We start from the raw sequence: 19,977 nt of genomic DNA on the forward strand, positions 1-19,977 counted from the left end.
TTGCTAGAATGAATAAACAACACCTAGCCTATTACCAGAAAAAGTGAAATTTAGAGAAGTTAGATTATCCTTAGAGTCAGAATTATATTTTTGATCATACTTCTTATCTAAGTATTTATCGATACTCTCCACTACAAAGTAACTTAAAACCCAACTTAAAAACACATCACTAGCCCAGTGCTGTTCTTCATATATACGTGTTAATCCAGGAGTCATACCTATGGCATATATAGGACCTTTGATCCACCAACTATCAAATTGCTTTGCAATAACGTGAGCATTTGTAAACGTAAGTACGGCATGTCCCGATGGAAAAGATCGATAACCAGCAGATCCACCGAATGGTTTAAAATGATTTTTTCCTAAATTAGTTTGTGGTCGCGCCCTACCAGCTACTGACTTAGTAAATTGTTGTAAAAAGCCCGTTGCGGTTGCTGACGATAACAGTAAAACGCCAGTTCTTCTTAATTTCTCATTTCGAGTAAACAGACCAGTGAGATAAACTGCACCTGTAGCTCCATAGTTGTTTTGTGGACTACCAGCATACCACCCATAATCCAATATCAAATTAGGCACATCTTGTTTATGATTGACAAAATATTGTCTTAATTCATCGTCATAAGCATACAGACCTAAGGTCGTACCAGCTGTAGCACCTAATATATAAAAATCATCATTTTGCCAATATAGTGGTCTAGTATATGCATAGCCTACACCTTGAAAAACATTCCCCATATCATAGGTGAAATCATTCCATAAGGATTGCTTGTCATCATTAAAACTACTACCATTAGATTGCCCTTGAGATATTAATAAACCTAGAAAACACAAGCAAAACATCAATTTTTTCATTTTGCAAAAATACTATAAAATGCACTTAACAACATTTTAGGAACAACTATTGTATCTTTGTAATATGCTTTTAAAAATGCTCAAAAATATATCTGTGCTTATGATGGCGGTAGTAGTATTATGCTCTACCCTATCATTCAGTGTGCATAAACATTTTTGTGGTCCATTTTTAAAAGACATTTCCATAGTCGTTCCTTCTCATGGCTGTGGAATGGAGACCAACAACACAACTGAATCCTGTGCTGTTGCACTAGAAAAAAGTTGTTGTAATGATGTTATAGAATTAGTAAAAGGTCAAGATGATTTAAAATTATCATGGGATCATTTTAAACTCGACCAGCAACAGTTTATAGTTCTATTCACTCATTCTTACATCTACTCGATCACTGGTGATGATTTTGTAGACACACCTTTTACATCTTACTCACCGCCTCTGGTCACACGGGACATACCAGTGTTGCACCAGTCTTTTCTTATCTAAATAAAGTTGTATTCTCAATTGCCACTAGGCATTCAATAAGATTACTAACTTTATTCAATAACACTATGAAACATATTATTATGGTGGCTTTGATGGTTTTCGCTTTCGCGAAAGCGTATTCACAAGGTCCACCCATTACAGCAGATAAACCTATCATGCTAGGAGGCAATAGCTTCACCATGAAAACCCTAACTGAAATAAGAAACACCGAGCGCGGAACAGCCGTTTATGTTCCCGTAATGCTCCATTATTTACCTACTGCAAATTCATTAATTGCTTTACATGTACCTTATGTCAACTATGACTTAAGTGATACCAGTGGTAGTGGACTTGCTGACATGAAGATCATGGGTAAATATCAATTTTACCGTAAAGATGGCACCGGAAGAACCTTCCGTATGGTAGCAAAGACCTTACAAACTTTACCTACTGGTCAGGAAATTGATGTAATGGATATTTCTACAGGAAAGTATTCAGGTTATTATGGTATTGTATCTGGATTAGAAACGTTGAAATACGGCATTTCTACAGAAATAGGTTATAACTGGATGCCAGATGGCACCTTAGATGAGTTTAGAACTAAACTGGGTTTTGGCCTTCCGTTATTAAAACCTCAGTATCCTAATAAGCAACTCAATTTATATTTTGAATATAACAGTGTATGGCTGCATGAACGTGACTGGTATCAATTACTATATGCGCAAGGGATACAATATGCTCGTAAGAATATCACCTTTGATCTAGCCGTTCAATTACCTCTTATTCAAGAAATAGCAGATGATCGAGCACTTAACTATTCTGTTTTTGTAGGAACTCGCTATACTTTTTAATAATAAATATAAAATAAGATATCTATAGAGTTACTGCAATCACGGTTTCTATATAAATGATATCAAATAAAACTAAACACAATGAAACAAATAACCATTATTTTAAGCATAGTAATAGGCCTGATGGGCGTATCACAATTAGATGCACAATCAAGTAAAGATAGAGACCAATTTGAAGTACAAGTAGACGGTTTAGGCTGTCCATTTTGTGCATATGGTCTAGAGAAAAAGTTTAAAGAATTTAAAGGTATTAAAGATATCGCTATTGATATAGAAACCGGAGATTTCTCATTTACTTATCCAGCGGCAAAAGAGTTAACTATGGAAGCTGTTGTAGCCCAAGTAGTAAAAGCGGGATATACGCCTAACGACGCAAAAATTACACGCGCAAATGGTACAGTTGAAACTAACAAAGCAGCTGAAAAAGAAGTTATCAGTGAAGTGACCACATCTAAATTGTACGTAAATGGTATGTGCGGTATGTGTAAGGCACGTATAGAAAAAGCTACCACCGCTGTATCTGGTGTAGCTAGTGCCGTATGGGACATAGACACTAAAATGTTAACCGTAAGTTATGACCATCAACTGACTAGTGAAAAAGATATTGAAAAGGCAGCGGCTGGTGTAGGTCACGATACTAACAGTACTAGAGCTACAGACGATAGTTATGATAACTTGCATCCATGTTGCAAATATGAAAGAGCAAACTAATGAGAACGTTTATATATACCATCGTGGCTGCGGTCACGATAATCTCATGTACAGATAAAGCTGCTGTGGCACAGGACTGGCAGTTTGAAAAAGTAATCGACCTAGATGGTATCAACCCTATAGGTATTGCTATGGATGGTAATGATATCTTTCTAAGTGATGGCGATCATAATCGTATAGTTAAGGTAGCTGAAGACGGAAGTATTTTATTTGAGATGGAAGGCTTTGAAAGACCAATGCATATAGATTTTGGAGAGGCAGACTTTGAAATTACAGATAAAGTCACCACTTCTTTACTCAAAGAAAGAGCCCTTTTTGTACCAGAATATGGACGTGACTCTATAGCTGTAATTAGAGATCATAAAAGAGACTACCTGGTATTGCAGGACTCATTAGACGCTCCAGCAGCAATTAGCATATTTAAAAATGAAATCGCTATTGCAGACTTCTATCCTAATCGAGTACTTTATTATAATGGAAAGGAATGGATAAGTATAGGCACAGAAGGCAAAGAACTAGGACAGCTCTACTACCCTACAGATGTGCAAATCACAAAAAGCCACATTTACATTGCCGATGCCTATAACCATAGGGCGCAAGTTTTTGATAAGACTGGAAAAGCTATTGCTATTATAGGAGCTGATTTAAAAATTAATGCCGCTACAGGAATTTTTGTAACAGATGAGGAAGTATTTCTAACAGATTTTGAAAATGGCCGCATTCTCATTTTTGACATGAAATATCAATTGAAACAGATCATAGAAACTAACATCGATAAACCTACAGATGTTTATGTCCAAGATGGATTCATGTATATCACTAATTACCGCAAAGGCCAATTGATTAAGTATGCACTTAAAGATATAGAAAATGAACAATCTTAAACTTCTATTTATACCTGTATTACTTATGCTGTATGGTTGTAAGGATGAAAAATCTGTAGATTATTCTGTATTACATACTGGTGCTTTAATAAATTTAATGTCTGGAAATCTAGAGGCGACTGCGTCTCTAGATTCCATTCAAGACTTACCTTATCTCTATGCGCTGGGTGCCTTAGAAAACCTGAAAGGGGAAATTCAAATTTTTAATGGTAAATCATATGTTAGTAAAGCTTTTGATAAGGACAGTGTACTTTTAGAACGAGACTTTAACCATAAAGCTGCTCTACTAGTATATGCACAGGTAGAAGAGTGGACTAACTCTATAATGTTAGAACAGTTTAGTGATCTTAAATCAATAGAACAACAAATAGAAAAACAGGCATCACTTCACGGAATAGATACAAATCAACCTTTTCCCTTTCTAATTAGAGGAGAAGTGGATCAAGTAAATTGGCATGTGATTAATTGGAAAGATGGAGATAAAGAACATAATCATAAAAAACATCAAGAATCTGGAGCTTATGGAATCATTGAAAATCAAGAAATTGAAATTATAGGTTTTTATTCCACTAAACACAAAGCTGTATTTACACACCACACCACGTTTCTACATATGCATTTTAAAGAAGTGAACGATCATATGATTGCTGGTCATGTAGATGATTTAAAGGCTAGTAAAGCAACACTTTATATACCTAAAATACGATGAAACACACGTATCACATTCAAGGAATGACCTGCAATGGTTGCCGTACTGATGTTGAGAATAAATTGAACAATATGGAACATGTTCAAAATGCTGTCGTGACCTTAGAAAACGAGAAAGCTATAATCAACATGGATGCTCATATAAATCTTGACTCCTTCCAAAAAGCATTGTCCCCTAAGTATAAGATTGATATAATAGAGGAAACAAATGTTTTTAAGAAATCTGCTTTCGCAAAAGCGGAAACCAAAAAGTCTAAGCTACAACAATTAAAACCTTTATTTTTAATTTTAAGCTACATCGCGGTAGCAACCATTTTACTAAATTATAATCGAGAGAACTGGAATGAAGCCATGCTTGATTTTATGGGCTTGTTCTTTATCGTATTTAGCTTTTTTAAAATTTTAGATTTAAAGGGTTTTCCAGAAAGTTTCAAAATGTATGATCCATTAGCAAAGTTAATCCCAACATATGCATGGATTTATCCTTTTATTGAAACGGCGCTGGGCTTGATGTTTTTAATGAGGTTTCAAATAAATATCGCGCTACTTATTACATTGATTATTTTAAGTATAACTACTGGTGGAGTAACTAAAACTTTATTAGATAAAAAATCTATTCAGTGTGCCTGTCTAGGAACGGCATTAAAACTACCAATGACTGAGGCGACCTTTATTGAGAATGCTATTATGATTATTATGGCAGTATTAATGCTGATAAGCTAATATCATTCTAATTTAAAAAGCCCGAAATCAATAATGATTTCGGGCTTTTTTATTTGATTCAAATAATATTTATAAAGTACCTCTTCTCGCCTGTTGTCTTTCAATAGCTTCAAATAAGGCTTTAAAATTACCTACTCCAAAGGATTGGGCACCTTTACGCTGGATTACTTCAATAAACATGGTAGGTCTATCTAATACGTTATTAGTAAATAACTGTAATAGGTAACCTTCATCATCTCTATCGATAAGAATACCATGTTTTTTAAGTAATTCTATATCTTCATCGATCTCACCTACTCGTTCTAAAATATCGTCATAATAAGTATCTGGAACATAAAGAAATTCAACACCACGTTCTCTCATTGCGCTTACTGTAGCAACTATATCATCTGTGGCCACTGCAATATGTTGAACTCCTGGACCATTGTAGAAATCTAAATATTCTTCAATCTGAGATTTTTTCTTTCCTTCGGCTGGTTCATTGATAGGAAACTTCACTCTACCATTACCATTACTCATTACCTTACTCATAAGAGCGGTATATTCTGTCGCAATATCATCGTCTGCAAAAGAAATGATTTGAGCAAATCCCATGACTTCACCATAAAACTTACACCATTTATTCATCTCATCCCAACCCACATTACCGACCATATGGTCAATAAACTTTAAACCTACAGGCTCAGGATTATAATGAGATTCCCATTTTTCATATCCTGGTAAGAAAACTCCATTATAATTTTTGCGTTCTACAAATATGTGAACAGTTTCTCCGTAGGTATAAATACCCGAGCGCACTACTTCACCAAATTCGTCTTTTTCAACGGTAGGCTCTAAGTAAGGTTTTGCACCACGTTTAGTTGTTTCTTCAAAGGCACTTCTAGCATCTTCTACCCATAAAGCAACTACTTTAACTCCATCTCCATGAACATTGATATGCTCATTGAGCTCTCCACCTTTTTGTAATGGAGAGGTAAGGACAAGTTTAATTTTGCCTTGTGTTAATACGTAGGATACACGGTCCTTAAGACCAGTTTCTAGTCCAGCATAAGCAAATGATTGGAATCCAAACGCACTTTTATAATAATGTGCTGCTTGCTTTGCATTTCCTACATATAATTCTACGTAATCTGTACCAAGCAATGGAAGAAAATCTTCGGCTTCACTAAAGAGTTTTTTAAGTGAATATTCTGTATTAGCTAGGTTAGTTAAGTTTTTTATTTCTTTAGACATAATAATTTTTAATTGTAAATAATGTTATAATAATGTAGTATAGAAAACTGATATTATTACCACATTGCCCTTACATGAGAAGCTATTTTATATGAATAATCGATCATTGTATCTAAGATTTAGAACTTAAAAAGTTGCCATTTAAGAAGACTAGGTAAATATACAGATTTGAATATAACTAATGTATTATGACAAGTTTTTTATGGTGATTCAGTCTCAACCAGTCACAAAAAAAACCGCTCTTTTAGAGCGGCTTTTAAAATATAAAATATAGGGACTATAATCCCATTTCTGTTTTAACAGCTTCAGTGATATTTGCAGATTCTTCAGCAAATAATACAGAACTTACAGATACGATAATTTTAAATCCTTTTGCCTTTGCTACCTTTTCTATAGCTGCATTCAGTTTATCATATATAGGTTGCATCAATTCATTTCGTCTAGTTGCTAATTTTAATTCGGCACCTTGCTTTTCTGTATTTAAAGAACCTTCTAGCTGTTGAGCCATTTTAATGATTTCTTGTCTTCTTTCTTCAGTCACTCCTTCTGATTGTGCCTCTTGTTGTAAAGCTTGAAATCTTGCATTGGCATTGGTTTCGGCTTTTGTAATATCTGCTTGAAGATTACTGGTGTAATTTTTCAATTGAGTTTCTGCAGCACTAACTTCTGGCATTTTAGACATTAAGAATTCTGCATCAACATATCCTGTTTGTGCAAATGTGAAAGATGAAGCTACAAGAGCTACTAGTAATAATAATTTTTTCATGATTGTATTTTAACGGGCACAAGATAATTAAAATGTTCCCTATTGTTTATATAAATTTCAATTTCCAATAACTAAGCCAAAGTTATTAAGATTACCTTTTTACCGCAAAAAAACCAGTTTGCTCTTTTGAGACATTATCGATATCATATTGTAATAAGTACCAGTAAGTACTCGATGGTAAAGGGTTACCATTATAGGTAGCATCCCACCCTATACCATCGGGTGCTAGTTGCTTTAATAATTTTCCATAACGATCAAAAACATAAATACCTGTTACATTAACATCCGCACTATTGATATCTATTCTCCAATAGTCATGATAACCGTCATTATTAGGTGTGATATAATCTGGTATCACAAATAGAGGCTCTTCCGGTACTGGGATAATCACTATAGGATTGATAGTTAATTCAAAACTTACCTCATCACTACAACCAGACGCATTAATATCATAAATATATAGAGTTACTGGATAAGTATTAAAATCAGTAATATTTACAATATCACCAGTCATGTATGAAGAACCTAGTCCTCCAGAATCTGTAAAAAATAATTGATTACCACTTAAATTGGTTCCATTGATCACAGGGAAAGTGTAAGAGCCTGTAACGCTTTGAGAAGCTACCGGATTCAATATGGGAACAGGTATAACATTAATCGTAAATGTTTCTGTAATAGAATTATTAGTTGTTAGACCACTATCAGTTACTGTACATTCATAAGTAGTAGTAACCGCAGGTGTTACAGTTAATGATATTGCGGTAGACAATACTGTAGCGACTCCTTGTTCTCGCCATTCATAATTATAAGATCCTTGCGCTGTTGCAGGACTCACCGTTGCCATTAAAGTGGTAGACTCTCCAGCACAAAAATCATTTCCTGTAGCGCTTATAGTTAAATTAAGCATAGGTGGATCCATTATACCTAGAATAAAGCTTTCTTCATCACTACAACTACCATTATCATCATAGATGTAAAGAGCAATAGGCAGTACCGCAAAGTCTGCTGTGGTTACTACATCACCTGGATTATACATGGTTCCATTTCCGTTAGGCTGTGTATAATACGCCTCTCCACCTGTTAAACCTACTCCTGTTATAGCCGGAAATGTAAAGCTACCAGTCACGTTTTGATCTACTAGATCATCAATATCAATTACTGCTAGTACATTAAAATCTGTCATATCAAATCCCATTCCCGTACCGTTCTCAACACCAGAATCGTTTACTGTAACAGATACCGTAGTAGCAACATTCACTGTTACTGTAATAGATGCCATGTTAGGATAGCTTGTTCCCTGTGTATCTGACCAGTTATAGGTATAATTACCATAAGCATTTGCAGGGACTGGTGTAGCCGTTAACGTGACCATATCACCAACGCATACATCTTGGATTCCACCAGGACTAATAGTTACCTGCACATCAACAAATTCTATGTCAAACTGCTCAATGAGTTCACAACCATTGGCATCAATTCCATAAACGTAAATTGTTGCTGGATTAGTAGTAAATAAAGTTTGATCAACTATATCACCAGTATTCCAAGGAGTACCCGTATGGGCAGGATTATCATAAAATGCAGCATTTGTAGGTATATTAGTTCCTGTTATTGCTGGTAATGTATAATTACTATGCGCGATAACATTTGCAATAGGATTCCACGATGGCAAAGGGTTTACCGTAACTGTAATACTAGAAGTGGCTATATTATCTGGCGCAACACGTCCAGAGTCTGTAATAGTACATTCATAAGTAGTAGTAGTCGTTATATTAATAGGTAAAATAGCACTAGTACCTACTACACCGGCTTGACCTTGTATACGCCACTCATATGAGTATACACCTAGTGGTGTTAAAGGATCTGCTGTTGTATTAAGAATTGTATTTGCATTTTGACAATATTCTGGATCAGTATTTCCGTTAGAATCTTCTATCTCTAAACTTATTGAGCAAATAACATCAGACGCCACCTCAGCAGCACCGAATATATCTGAGCTAACTAGATTAGGACAATTAGCCGTTGTTTGAGCTGTATTTATATCAATAAAACGAGTATCATTTCCACCCGTTGCAACTAATTCAAAGGTAGGATTGATAGCACAAGGATTTGCGGTTATAATGGTAACTACTCCAAAAACATTATTGAATCCTGATACACCAGGTATCGTTCCAACCAGACTAGAATTACTAGGGTTTGCAACATCTATAAGAGCGAGATCATTACCGTCTGCACTTAAATATAAGTTACCATTAAAATAAGTTAAATCTCCTGCACTAGGAAAGCCAGTATCGCCTAGATATGTAGCGGTCATGCTCGCTATATCAAATCTAAAAAGACCACCAGGTGAATTAGTATGGACACCTAGTAAAGTACCTGGTCCTTCCTTAACTAAAGAATCTACTCTAAAGTTTCCCGTAAAACCTACAACGTTTAAAATCCCTAATGAAGTCACTACCCCATTAGATACATTAATTAAAAACAATTCATCGTTACGTATACCGTACAAAGTATCATCAGTATCACCTTGTGCTATATCAAAGAAAGAAGAAGAATAACTAGCGACTACTGTCGAACTGCAATTCCCTAAATCTGCAAGTACTATATCACCGTTTGCTAAACATAAATAAGAAGAGTTTACTGATTGCGCTTTCGCGAAAGCGAAAATAAACAAACATAACAAACTTAAAATCAGTTGCTTTTTCAAGAAAATATAATTTTGCCGCAAAAATATAATAATTATTGACCAAGAACTGACTTATCTTTAGATTATCGTTATGTAATCGTTAAAAAACCAATATTCTACCTTCCCTATATTATATTGCCTGCTTAAATAATTCAACATGAAAAAATCATTATTTTTTATTGCTATCCTTTTCAGCATTATAGCTACTGCACAATATGAAATAGTATACAACCTTGAAAAAGGAAAGTCTTATCCTCAAAATCAGGTCGTGACTAGTGAGCAACAGCAGGTTATTAATGGTATGCCGCAAGAAATCACAACCATCATTACTACAGAAACAGATTATCTTGTAACTGATGTGAAGGACGGTATTTATTACATTGACATTATTATTAAAAAAATGTCTAACGAGACTAAGACACCTATGGGCACAGAGACCATAACATCAGATGGTCCAGAATCTAATGCTATGAACACCATATTTAAAAATATGATTAAAGAACCTATAAAAATCACCATGAATAAACATGGCGAAATTTTAAGTTTTGACAATAGTGCACAATTGGAAGGTTTGACTAATGGTGTAGAAATGCCGCAAATGCAATTATTACAAGTAGAGGCAGCTTTAAAAAAAGAAATGAGCGCTGAAAAACAAACCGCAAATTACCAACAATTATCTGCAATTTTACCTAAAGAAAAAGTAGCTGTTGGTGATTCTTGGTTCCAATCGATAACCGTAAATTCTATTGCTGCTTTTGAGGCTACTAGTAATTTTGAATTAGAAAGCGTTAATGATAATTCATATATCATAAGCTCAACTGCAATTGTAAAATCGCCAGATAACGCAAGTACTAATCTTAACGGCATGAAAGCTAATTACAGCCTTTCTGGTCCTAGCTCTGGTACATACACTATCGATAAAGAAACAGGATGGATTACCAGTGCTTCTATAAGACAAGAATTAGATGGTGATATCGTAATTGAGAAATCTGATATGATGCCTCAAGAAATGAAAATGACGATGAAGACTCAAACAACAACAGTTATTGAATAACGTTTACTATTATATAAAAAGCCCTCTAAGATTTACTTAAAGGGCTTTTTTTATAGCCTTATTTTTTCCTACGTCTGTTTGCTATTTTATCGCCGCGAGTCTTAGGTTTCTTATATTTTTTTGCAATTTCTCTACGGTAACTTCCACCTAAATTTACTTTTTTATTCTTTTCACTTTTTTCGTGAAATGAAGCTCCTCGCTCTTCTTCAATAATTTTGTGAGGATTAAAAAGCTCGCGTACAACTGGTTTCTCTTCAGGTGTTTTTTGATTAGAAACTTCAACTTCTTCTGGAAAAGGAATTTCTGGAATTTTATAGTCCATTAAAGCTTCTATAGCTTCTTTATCGTCCTTTTCTTTTTCTGTGTAGAACAAGATTGTTTTACCTTTCTCCTCTGCACGACCACTACGACCTATACGGTGCATATAATTCTCTGGAAAAGAAGGTACATCTATATTTATTACGTGAGATATTTTATCTAAGTCTAATCCACGCGCCATCACGTCTGTAGCTATTAAGATGCGACGTTCACCACTATCAAAGAGCTCTATAGAACGTAATCTATAATTTTGTGTTTTATTAGAATGTATAACGGCGATCTCATCACCATATCGTTCCAGCATATAATCTTGTAAACGATCTGCACTCTTTTTATTTCCTACAAAAACAAGTACTTTTTTAAATTCTTCTTCATCTGTAAGCAAATCCATTAATAGATTAGCTTTAGTATAAAAATTCTCTACTGGGTAACAGGTTTGAGTGATATTTTCTAATCTTGTACCACTTACCGCTACTGATACTTTTTCTGGATTAAAGAAATATGATTTAATAAAATCTTCTATTTGATCTGTCATCGTTGCGCTGAACATGATGTTCTGACGCTTAACAGGTAGGTGATCAAAAATGTTAGTTAATTGAAATCTAAAACCTAAATCTAGCATTACATCTACCTCATCAATGACTACCTTCTTACAATTTTTCAATCGTACGGTTTGCGCAACTATCAAATCATAAAGACGCCCTGGAGTTGCTACGATAATATCAACACCATCAGCCACAGCTTTCTTTTGTGTATTAATATTAGTACCACCATAAACACCTAGCACTCTAACATTGATATAAGCAGCATAAGCTTCAATTTGCTCAACAACTTGAACAACTAGTTCTCTAGTAGGTACTAGAATTAAAATTCTAGGATCAAGAGTGTCTGCATATTTAAGTTCATGAAGCAATGGCAACATATAACCTAGTGTTTTACCAGTACCAGTTTGAGCAATACCTATCATGTCTCTACCCGATAAAATTACCGGAAAAGCTTGCTCTTGAATAGGTGTCATCGTGGTAAAACCTAAATCGTTAATACCATTGCGCAATGGTGTTCCCAGATTTAGTTCCTCAAAATTCTTCATGAAAATGATTTTTGCAAAGGTAATGGAAATGACTCAGGTAACGTACTCTTAAACAATCGCTTTTTAAGGGCTCGTAGCAATCTTAAACTCACTTATTAGCCTAGTTATGAATCAAACTAATGTACAGTAAAGAATCCTCTTTATAATAAAACAGTAACTACTGTCTTATCTTTGCAGCCATGCATGATAATAATTTACACAAACATGGATATGATCTCGACTTATTATCAGAATCGTATCCAGACCTTAAGCCTCACTTCATCACAAAAGAAGATGGTTACATAAGTATAGACTTCACAAATCCAGCTTCAGTACTTGCTTTAAATAGTGCACTACTTAAAGAACACTATGGTGTGAATCACTGGGAATTACCGGTTGATTATTTGAGTCCACCTATACCTAGCCGTGTAGACTACATACTTCATTTAGCAGATCTAGTAGGAGAAAAAAATATTACAGGTTTAGACATAGGTACTGGAGCTAATATGATCTACCCTATTCTAGGTACTGCAATTTTCAATTGGAAAATGGTAGGTAGTGAGGTTGATGAGGACAGTTACGCTTTTGCGAAAGCGTTACAAGAAAAAATCACGCTGCCTAAATCACGTAAGATTTCTAATATCAAATTGAGATTTCAAGAAAATCGTGGTTCTATATTAAAGAACATCATTAAGCCTCAAGAGCTCTATGATTTTACTATGTGTAATCCACCTTTTTACGGTAGTGAAGATGAAGCTATTAAGGCCAACCAGCGTAAAAATAAAAATTTAGGAAACGAAGTAAGCGAGCGCAATTTTGCCGGTAAATCTCACGAATTATGGTGCAATGGTGGCGAGGCTTTATTTATAAAGAGATTGATCAAAGAAAGTGTTGCTTTTAAATCGCAAGTAGGCTGGTTTACCTGTTTAATATCTCGTAAAGAAAACTTACCTAAACTCGAGAAACAACTTACTAAATTAAAAGCGAGTTATAAAATAGTACCTATGAATAGTGGGAATAAAAAGAGCCGTTTTATCGCATGGAAATTTGATAGAAAACCTACAGAATAATATCTTTATTATATAAATGTCCTATTCAATTTTTTGAGATTTAAAATCATTTAAAAACTGAGTGATTTTATCACCTTTTACATGATCCATTACAACAATTTTAAACCACACTGGATGATTGTGATTATCTGGCACAAGTCCGTATTTAAGAGCAATCATAGGTGAGATAAAATCACGATGAATGGTTATAATATTGCTATCCTTAAAATGAATGAGTCTTACATTAAGCTCTAACAAATGATTTTTTAATCGAGTCGTGCGAGCTGCTAGGGCTAGCATGCGCTCTGCCCAATCATAAGGACCGTAATTCATTAATATTTTATAAATACTTATCGCATTTGCACCACTACGACTTCCCACTAGCGTGCAATCCATTCCTGCTACATACTGTGCACTATCGGTAAGACTATATTTAAGTAATCCTTTTCTAATCACAAAAATCCCAGTACCGTATGGGGCTTGTAACATTTTATGAGCATCTAGTGTAAAGGAATCAATACGATCATCATTAAAAGTTAATGGTTGATCTGGATTTGTAAATGGCAAGAAAAATCCACCATATGCTCCGTCTACATGAACTTTAACCGTCATGGAAGGATACTGTGCGATAACAGCCATATAGTCATCCAATGAATCTACAGAACCAAACATAGTCGTCATCATGTTGCAGACTAATATCAACTTATCAACACCTTGTGATTGTAATAAATCTAATCGGTTTTTAAGATCTGTTGAATCGATGGCTCTAGTTTCTGAATCAACCTTGACTTTAACGAGTTTTATATTTAACAGATTGCTTGCTTTATCCATACTATAATGAGCGTCTTCACTACATAATATGGCAATAGAACTATAATCTTTTTCTAGTCCATAGGTCTCATTAAATAAGTTACGATATACCCATATGGCCTGTATATTACCTTCAGTACCACCTGAAGATACATAACCATCGATAGAATCTGGTTGCGCTTTGAGAATATCCTGAGCAATAATTTTAATAACCTCAGCTTCTAATCGTTGTGTGCCAGAGAAATAAGGCTCTGATAAATCTGTATCTGTATGTACACCTATATGATTAGGATTATTAATAAGAGTTTTAAGAAATGTAGACCCATCGAGAACTTGAGAATCTGGTGCAAATTCTTGCTTATCAAGATGAGATGCGGGCACACCCATTTTTAAACTATCATAATAATTGATATTTTGAGATAACGCTTCTAGAATGTGTTGATCAATCGCTTCTTTAGAAAGACGTCTCCAACTACTATAAACCTGATTGTAAGTCACTTATATTATTTTTAATAAATATGCTGCTAAATTATTTAAATTTAGAATGACAAGTAATGATAATTGTCATTTTTGTTCATCTAAAACGTATATTTTTAAACATTCTATGCAACAAAATCTGGCAACGAAGTCTATACGACCCTTTATAGGCTGCAATGATTATGCAGAATCTATTGCTTTTTATAAAGCCATAGGATTTCAAGTGACTTCCATAGCGACTAACATGAGTGTTTGTCAACTAGGAAATTGTAGTTTCTATCTTCAAGACTCTCAGGTTAAAGATTGGATAGAAAACACGATGTTATTTCTTGAGGTTAATGATCCAGCAGGCTTTTTAAGTTACTTGAAGTCTCTAGATTTAAAGAAACAATTCCCTACCATTCAACTTAAAGGAATGGTGAAGTATGATTGGGGACAAGAGTTCTTTCTTCATGATCCTAGTAATATATTGTGGCATATAGGAGCTTTCAAAGAGTAATGAAATAAAACTTTTCCGACTTTACTAAAAAGACTATTATGTTTGGATTATTTAAAAAGAAAAGTGAGCTAGATAAATTACAGGTAGAGTATCAAAAACTCATGGGAGATTTTCATAAACTCTCAAAAACAGATCGCTCTGCTGCCGATGCTGCTTATGCAAAAGCGGAAGAAATAGGTAAGAAGATGGATGATTTGAAGAAGTCTTAAGTCTTTTAGTCCTTAGTCAGCAGTCTATTTTCAAAAGCTGTCACGCTGAACCATCCTATCGACAGGTAGGATTATTTCAGCGTATTGTTTCGGCTGAACTTAAATTTTTAAATACCAATTAGTTAGCGTATCCAACACCTGCAGATTGCTTCTTTCAGCTAAACCGAGATCGCACTGACGTTTCTTCAACCAATTCAAATTTCGAGTTCGAGTTCGAGTTCAACAACTTTACATCTGCTCAGGAACTTCTATTCCTAGTAATCCACAAGCTGATTTGATAACGGCTGCAGTTTTAAAACATAATGCTAGACGGAACTGCTTCATATCTGCACTAGTTTCTTCTACAATTTTAGGAACGTTCTGATAAAATGAATTAAATTCTTTTACCAGTTCATAAACATAGTTTGCGATTAGTGCTGGACTGTAATTTCTCGCTGCGGCATGAACCGTTTCAGGATACTGCTGTAGTATTTTAATGACTGTTACATCTTTATCGGTTAGTTCTAAATCTGTAGCCACTTTTAAATCACTTGTTTCAAAAGCAGATTTCTTTAAGATTGACTTGATACGGGCATGAGTATATTGAATAAATGGACCTGTATTTCCTTGAAAATCTACCGATTCTGTTGGGTCAAACATCATGCTTTTCTTAGGGTCTACTTTAAGCATAAAGTATTTTAATGCTCCTAAACCTATCATTTTATAAAGACGCTCTTTTTCAGCATCATTCATACCTTCTAGCTTGCCTTGTTCTTGAGCAATCTCTCTAGCAGTATCTGTCATTTCTTCCATAAGTTCGTCAGCATCTACTACAGTTCCTTCACGAGATTTCATTTTACCAGATGGTAATTCTACCATACCGTAACTTAAATGATATAGATTCTCTGCCCAATCATAACCCAGCTTCTTAAGAATTAAGAAAAGCACCTTAAAGTGATAATCTTGCTCATTACCTACGGTATACACCATAGAATTGATGTCGTAATCTTTTACACGTTGTATAGCTGTTCCTATATCTTGAGTCATGTAAACTGCGGTACCATCAGATCGTAATACAATTTTGCGATCCAGTCCTTCATCTGTCAAATCTATCCATACAGAGCCGTCTGGATCTTTTTCAAATACGCCTTTATCGAGACCTATTTGCACCACATCTTTACCTAATAAATAGGTATTGCTTTCATAGTACAAACTATCAAAATCAACACCTAGATTTTTATAAGTGGTTTCAAAACCATCATATACCCAACCATTCATTTTTTTCCATAAAGCAACTACAGCTTCATCACCTTGCTCCCATTTACGTAGCATTTCTTGAGCTGCGATGAGTGATGGCGCTTCTTTTTTAGCTTCTTCTTCTGTTTTACCAGCAGCAATTAAGTCAGCGATTTCCTTTTTATATTCTTGGTCAAACTTCACATAGTAATTCCCAACCAGTTTATCTCCTTTCAATCCGGTAGATTCTGGAGTTTCTCCATTACCATATCGCTCCCAAGCCAGCATAGACTTACAGATGTGAATTCCGCGGTCATTAATGATCTGGGTTTTATTTACTTTACGGCCTGTTGCTTCTACTATTTGGGCTACTGAGTAGCCTAATAAATTATTACGCACGTGACCTAGATGCAATGGCTTGTTTGTATTAGGCGAGCTATACTCTACCATCACACCAGACTGTGAGGCGTCAATTGGTGTTTTTCCATAATCCTCAGCGGCTAGAATGTTATTGAAGTCCTTAAGATAAATGGCATGCGATACAGTGATATTCAAGAATCCTTTGATCACTTCGTAGGAAGTAATGAGGTCTGTTTTGACCAGCTCTGCACCTATTTGTTCACCTATGACAGCTGGATTGCCTTTGATATGTCTTAACATAGGAAATACCATTACCGTAAGGTCTCCGTTTTGATCTTTTCGCGTAAGCGTGATTTCCACATTTTCTAAACTCACAGAAAATAAGTGTTCTACAGCGTTTTTTACAGCAGTTTCCAGTTGATTGTTAAGCGTCATGGTTACAAATTTAAGCCTGCAAAGATAAGGATTATGAAAGGCTTACGGAACTTTTGAGACTATTAGAATATGCTGTACAATGTATCTTATAATGACCCAGAAACACGACGCCTCATTGAAAATGACGTAGGCAAAGTTTTAAGCTTGCGCCAAAGGTGGAAACTTAATGGCAGCGGTTCTCCTAAATTACATATCACCTCAAGTAGCATACAGATTCATAACTTACTCGCGGTGGATAATAATCTTAATGTATGTAATGTAGAATTGAGAGAAAAAGGAATTATCGTAAGATTTAGATCTAGGTTACAAACTTATGCACTGCCTATTCCCTATTATAAACTTAACGTATATAAAGGTCGTGCCGAAGAATATAGTATTTATAGAGATAATTATTTTGTGAAGGTAAAAGCGAATCGCAAACCTATACACGATTTTTTCAAAAAAGTAAGTCAACAAAAAGGTGATACAGGTCATACATATATAGATGATTTGTAAATCTTATATTTCACCTATGAAAAAACACTTTTATCTCATCCTGATATTTTTATTAATCTCTTGTGATAGTAGTGAAAATGACAGGCAATCAGAACCAGAGCCTATTGATTTCTATAAAGGAATGGACCTTTCTTTTTTACCTGAAATAGAGTCAGACGGAGTAGTTTTTAAAGATGAGAATAGTCAAGATATCGTTGATAATTATGCGTATCTAAAAAGTCGTGGTGTTAACCTAGTACGTATACGTCTATGGATTAATAATACCAGCGGTCTTTACAACCTCAACTTTGTAAAAGATCAAGCGTTAAAGGCTAAAGCGCAAGGCATGGATTTTTTACTAGACTTTCATTATTCAGACACATGGGCAGATCCAGGATCACAAGATATACCAAATGTATGGGCAACGCTGAACATTACCTCACTGACCGAAAGTATTAAAAATTACTCGCAAAATGTGTTGCAAGAGCTCGTTCTTCAAGACACTTCTCCAGCGATAGTACAAATAGGTAATGAAACTAATAATGGAATGTTATGGCCGTTGGGCCAGGTGTATTCTTCTAGCGGTGAAAACTGGGATAATTATATTCAACTTACTAAAGCAGCTATTGAAGGAGTACGACAAGCCTCACCAGCTTCTCAAATCATGATTCATCATGCAGGTATAGAAAACGCAGATTATTTTTATGAGCAATTAATTTCACGTAATGTAAACTTTGACATTGCTGGTTTAAGTTATTATCCATGGTGGCATAATAATGATATCGATTTTATTGAAAATCAACTACAATCGTTTGCTACTGGGATCACTCAAAAGGTTATGATTGTTGAAACAGCCTATCCATTCACTCTCAACTGGGATGATCAAACTAACAACATTGTAGGATTACAAAATCAATTAATCACATCTTATCCTGCTACACCTGCTGGACAGCGCACCTATATGTTGCGCATTCATAATATGGTTAAGAGTTTGCCTGGCAATAAAGGAATAGGTTATTGTTACTGGGCACCGGATTGGGTCGCTCTTTCTAACAATAATAACTCGAGCACAAATGGCAGTAGCTGGGAGAACCTAGCTTTATTTGATTTTAGTCATAGAGTGAATACAGCTATCGACATTTATGAGTTAGATTAATTCTACCTGCATAATTGTAACATTTCTTAAAATTGATGTACTAACACTTCAAATCAATTATTTAAGAACTGTTTATTATGATACTAAGCCTTAAAAATGTTTCTAAAACTTACCCTAATGGTGTAAAAGCGCTAGACAATGTTACTATAAATATAAACGCAGGGATGTTCGGCCTACTAGGGCCTAATGGTGCAGGAAAATCATCAATGATGCGTACCATTGCGACATTGCAATCACCAGATTCTGGAAGTATACATTTAGATGGTTTAGATATCTTAAATAATAAAATTGAGTTCAGAAAGACTCTAGGTTATTTACCACAAGAATTTGGAGTGTATCCTAAAATGAGCGCTCATGATTTATTACATTATTTTGCTAGTCTTAAAGGCATTACAAGCAAGGCAGAACGTAATGCTATCGTTGACAAAGCACTTGAAGTAACTAATTTAAGTGATGTACGCAATAAACACGTAGCAGGTTATTCTGGTGGTATGAAACAACGTTTCGGTATCGCGCAACTACTCTTAAACGATCCTAAATTAATCATTGTTGATGAGCCTACAGCAGGTCTTGATCCAGCTGAACGTCATCGATTTTTAAATGTACTACGTGAAATAGGAACTAATCATATCGTTATATTCTCTACACACATTGTTGATGATGTAAAAGAACTTTGTACTGATATGGCCATTCTTAATGGCGGTAAAATCCTAGCACAAGCAACACCTAAACAAATGACAGCAGCACTCGCTGGCAAAATATGGACCACTACTGTAGAGCGCGATGGAATCGAAAAAATGCAACAAGATTTCAATGTGATTTCTTCAAATTATAATGAAGATAATAAACTCAATGTACGTGTATATGGAGAAGCTTCTCCTGGTGACGCTTTCGCGAAAGCGGACCCAACACTAGAAGACGTGTACTTTACAACATTAAGTAACGACAGGTTTATTGCCGCAACAGAAATCGCTTAAT

General features: G+C 35.0%; 20 protein-coding genes. 13 read left to right on the forward strand and 7 right to left on the reverse strand.

The window, feature by feature from the left end; translation table 11 throughout:
* Nucleotides 1-3: 3 nt before the first annotated feature.
* The gene (locus BST92_RS01970; RefSeq protein WP_211292422.1) at nucleotides 4-852 is read right to left on the reverse strand and encodes a phosphatase PAP2 family protein; all 849 of its coding nucleotides are present in this window, start codon (nucleotides 850-852) and stop codon (nucleotides 4-6) included.
* Nucleotides 853-928: 76 nt separating this feature from the next.
* Here BST92_RS01970 and BST92_RS01975 point away from each other — a divergent pair, with 76 nt between their 5' ends.
* The 6 genes from BST92_RS01975 (at nucleotide 929) to BST92_RS02000 (ending at nucleotide 5,189) form a co-directional block, all read left to right on the forward strand.
* Nucleotides 929-1,333, forward strand: a complete 405-nt coding sequence (locus BST92_RS01975; protein ID WP_105072178.1) for an HYC_CC_PP family protein — start codon at nucleotides 929-931, stop codon at nucleotides 1,331-1,333.
* Between the two features lie 65 nt (nucleotides 1,334-1,398).
* On the forward strand, nucleotides 1,399-2,163 hold the full coding sequence (locus BST92_RS01980) for a hypothetical protein (RefSeq protein WP_105069944.1): 765 nt from the start codon (nucleotides 1,399-1,401) through the stop codon (nucleotides 2,161-2,163).
* A gap of 81 nt (nucleotides 2,164-2,244) precedes the next feature.
* Nucleotides 2,245-2,874, forward strand: a complete 630-nt coding sequence (locus BST92_RS01985) for a heavy-metal-associated domain-containing protein (RefSeq protein ID WP_105069945.1) — start codon at nucleotides 2,245-2,247, stop codon at nucleotides 2,872-2,874.
* The gene (locus BST92_RS01990) at nucleotides 2,874-3,758 is read left to right on the forward strand and encodes an NHL repeat-containing protein (RefSeq protein WP_105069946.1); all 885 of its coding nucleotides are present in this window, start codon (nucleotides 2,874-2,876) and stop codon (nucleotides 3,756-3,758) included. The genes BST92_RS01985 and BST92_RS01990 overlap by 1 nt, the downstream gene beginning before the upstream one ends.
* Nucleotides 3,745-4,467 (forward strand): acetolactate decarboxylase, encoded by a 723-nt coding sequence (locus BST92_RS01995; protein ID WP_105069947.1) that lies wholly within the window; start codon nucleotides 3,745-3,747, stop codon nucleotides 4,465-4,467. The genes BST92_RS01990 and BST92_RS01995 overlap by 14 nt, the downstream gene beginning before the upstream one ends.
* Nucleotides 4,464-5,189 carry a heavy metal translocating P-type ATPase gene (locus BST92_RS02000; protein ID WP_105069948.1) on the forward strand — a complete coding sequence of 242 codons (726 nt, stop codon included), beginning with the start codon at nucleotides 4,464-4,466 and terminating at the stop codon, nucleotides 5,187-5,189. Before BST92_RS01995 ends, BST92_RS02000 begins: the two co-directional genes overlap by 4 nt.
* Nucleotides 5,190-5,258: 69 nt before the next feature.
* On the opposite strand, the gene hppD is transcribed toward BST92_RS02000, so the two are convergent.
* The 3 genes from hppD to BST92_RS02015 all read right to left on the reverse strand — a co-directional run bounded on the left by hppD (nucleotide 5,259) and on the right by BST92_RS02015 (nucleotide 9,895).
* Nucleotides 5,259-6,422, reverse strand: a complete 1,164-nt coding sequence (hppD, locus tag BST92_RS02005; protein ID WP_105069949.1) for a 4-hydroxyphenylpyruvate dioxygenase — start codon at nucleotides 6,420-6,422, stop codon at nucleotides 5,259-5,261.
* A 277-nt stretch (nucleotides 6,423-6,699) separates the two neighbouring features.
* Nucleotides 6,700-7,188 (reverse strand): OmpH/Skp family outer membrane protein, encoded by a 489-nt coding sequence (locus BST92_RS02010; protein WP_105069950.1) that lies wholly within the window; start codon nucleotides 7,186-7,188, stop codon nucleotides 6,700-6,702.
* A gap of 91 nt (nucleotides 7,189-7,279) precedes the next feature.
* Nucleotides 7,280-9,895 carry a T9SS type B sorting domain-containing protein gene (locus BST92_RS02015; protein ID WP_105069951.1) on the reverse strand — a complete coding sequence of 872 codons (2,616 nt, stop codon included), beginning with the start codon at nucleotides 9,893-9,895 and terminating at the stop codon, nucleotides 7,280-7,282.
* Between the two features lie 136 nt (nucleotides 9,896-10,031).
* Between BST92_RS02015 and BST92_RS02020 the strand changes: the two genes are divergently transcribed.
* On the forward strand, nucleotides 10,032-10,928 hold the full coding sequence (locus BST92_RS02020; protein ID WP_105069952.1) for a DUF6263 family protein: 897 nt from the start codon (nucleotides 10,032-10,034) through the stop codon (nucleotides 10,926-10,928).
* Nucleotides 10,929-10,986: 58 nt separating this feature from the next.
* Here BST92_RS02020 and BST92_RS02025 read toward each other — a convergent pair whose 3' ends face one another.
* The gene (locus tag BST92_RS02025; protein ID WP_105069953.1) at nucleotides 10,987-12,336 is read right to left on the reverse strand and encodes a DEAD/DEAH box helicase; all 1,350 of its coding nucleotides are present in this window, start codon (nucleotides 12,334-12,336) and stop codon (nucleotides 10,987-10,989) included.
* Between the two features lie 179 nt (nucleotides 12,337-12,515).
* On the opposite strand from BST92_RS02025, the gene rlmF reads away from it, so the two are divergent.
* Nucleotides 12,516-13,385, forward strand: coding sequence for a 23S rRNA (adenine(1618)-N(6))-methyltransferase RlmF (gene rlmF, locus BST92_RS02030; RefSeq protein WP_105069954.1), 870 nt, complete (start codon nucleotides 12,516-12,518; stop codon nucleotides 13,383-13,385).
* Between the two features lie 21 nt (nucleotides 13,386-13,406).
* Here rlmF and BST92_RS02035 read toward each other — a convergent pair whose 3' ends face one another.
* A complete protein-coding gene (locus tag BST92_RS02035) occupies nucleotides 13,407-14,672 on the reverse strand; it encodes a pyridoxal phosphate-dependent decarboxylase family protein (RefSeq protein WP_211292424.1) in 1,266 nt (421 codons plus the stop codon).
* Between the two features lie 106 nt (nucleotides 14,673-14,778).
* On the opposite strand from BST92_RS02035, the gene BST92_RS02040 reads away from it, so the two are divergent.
* Together BST92_RS02040 and BST92_RS02045 are read left to right on the forward strand one after the other, a co-directional pair.
* Nucleotides 14,779-15,150: a VOC family protein gene (locus tag BST92_RS02040; RefSeq protein WP_170061694.1), complete on the forward strand. Its 372-nt coding sequence runs from the start codon at nucleotides 14,779-14,781 to the stop codon at nucleotides 15,148-15,150.
* Between the two features lie 38 nt (nucleotides 15,151-15,188).
* Nucleotides 15,189-15,359, forward strand: coding sequence for a Lacal_2735 family protein (locus BST92_RS02045; protein ID WP_105069956.1), 171 nt, complete (start codon nucleotides 15,189-15,191; stop codon nucleotides 15,357-15,359).
* A 228-nt stretch (nucleotides 15,360-15,587) separates the two neighbouring features.
* Here BST92_RS02045 and argS read toward each other — a convergent pair whose 3' ends face one another.
* Entirely contained in the window at nucleotides 15,588-17,369 is a 1,782-nt protein-coding gene (argS, locus tag BST92_RS02050) for an arginine--tRNA ligase (protein WP_105069957.1), read from the reverse strand.
* A 69-nt stretch (nucleotides 17,370-17,438) separates the two neighbouring features.
* Between argS and BST92_RS02055 the strand changes: the two genes are divergently transcribed.
* The 3 genes from BST92_RS02055 to BST92_RS02065 all read left to right on the forward strand — a co-directional run bounded on the left by BST92_RS02055 (nucleotide 17,439) and on the right by BST92_RS02065 (nucleotide 19,976).
* Nucleotides 17,439-17,864 (forward strand): hypothetical protein, encoded by a 426-nt coding sequence (locus BST92_RS02055; RefSeq protein ID WP_105069958.1) that lies wholly within the window; start codon nucleotides 17,439-17,441, stop codon nucleotides 17,862-17,864.
* 16 nt (nucleotides 17,865-17,880) lie between these two features.
* Nucleotides 17,881-18,999, forward strand: a complete 1,119-nt coding sequence (locus BST92_RS02060) for a glycoside hydrolase family 53 protein (protein ID WP_105069959.1) — start codon at nucleotides 17,881-17,883, stop codon at nucleotides 18,997-18,999.
* 77 nt (nucleotides 19,000-19,076) lie between these two features.
* The gene (locus tag BST92_RS02065) at nucleotides 19,077-19,976 is read left to right on the forward strand and encodes an ABC transporter ATP-binding protein (RefSeq protein ID WP_105069960.1); all 900 of its coding nucleotides are present in this window, start codon (nucleotides 19,077-19,079) and stop codon (nucleotides 19,974-19,976) included.
* The last annotated feature ends 1 nt before the right edge of the window (nucleotide 19,977 follow it).

The organism is Nonlabens arenilitoris (assembly GCF_002954765.1).
Classification (GTDB): domain Bacteria; phylum Bacteroidota; class Bacteroidia; order Flavobacteriales; family Flavobacteriaceae; genus Nonlabens; species Nonlabens arenilitoris.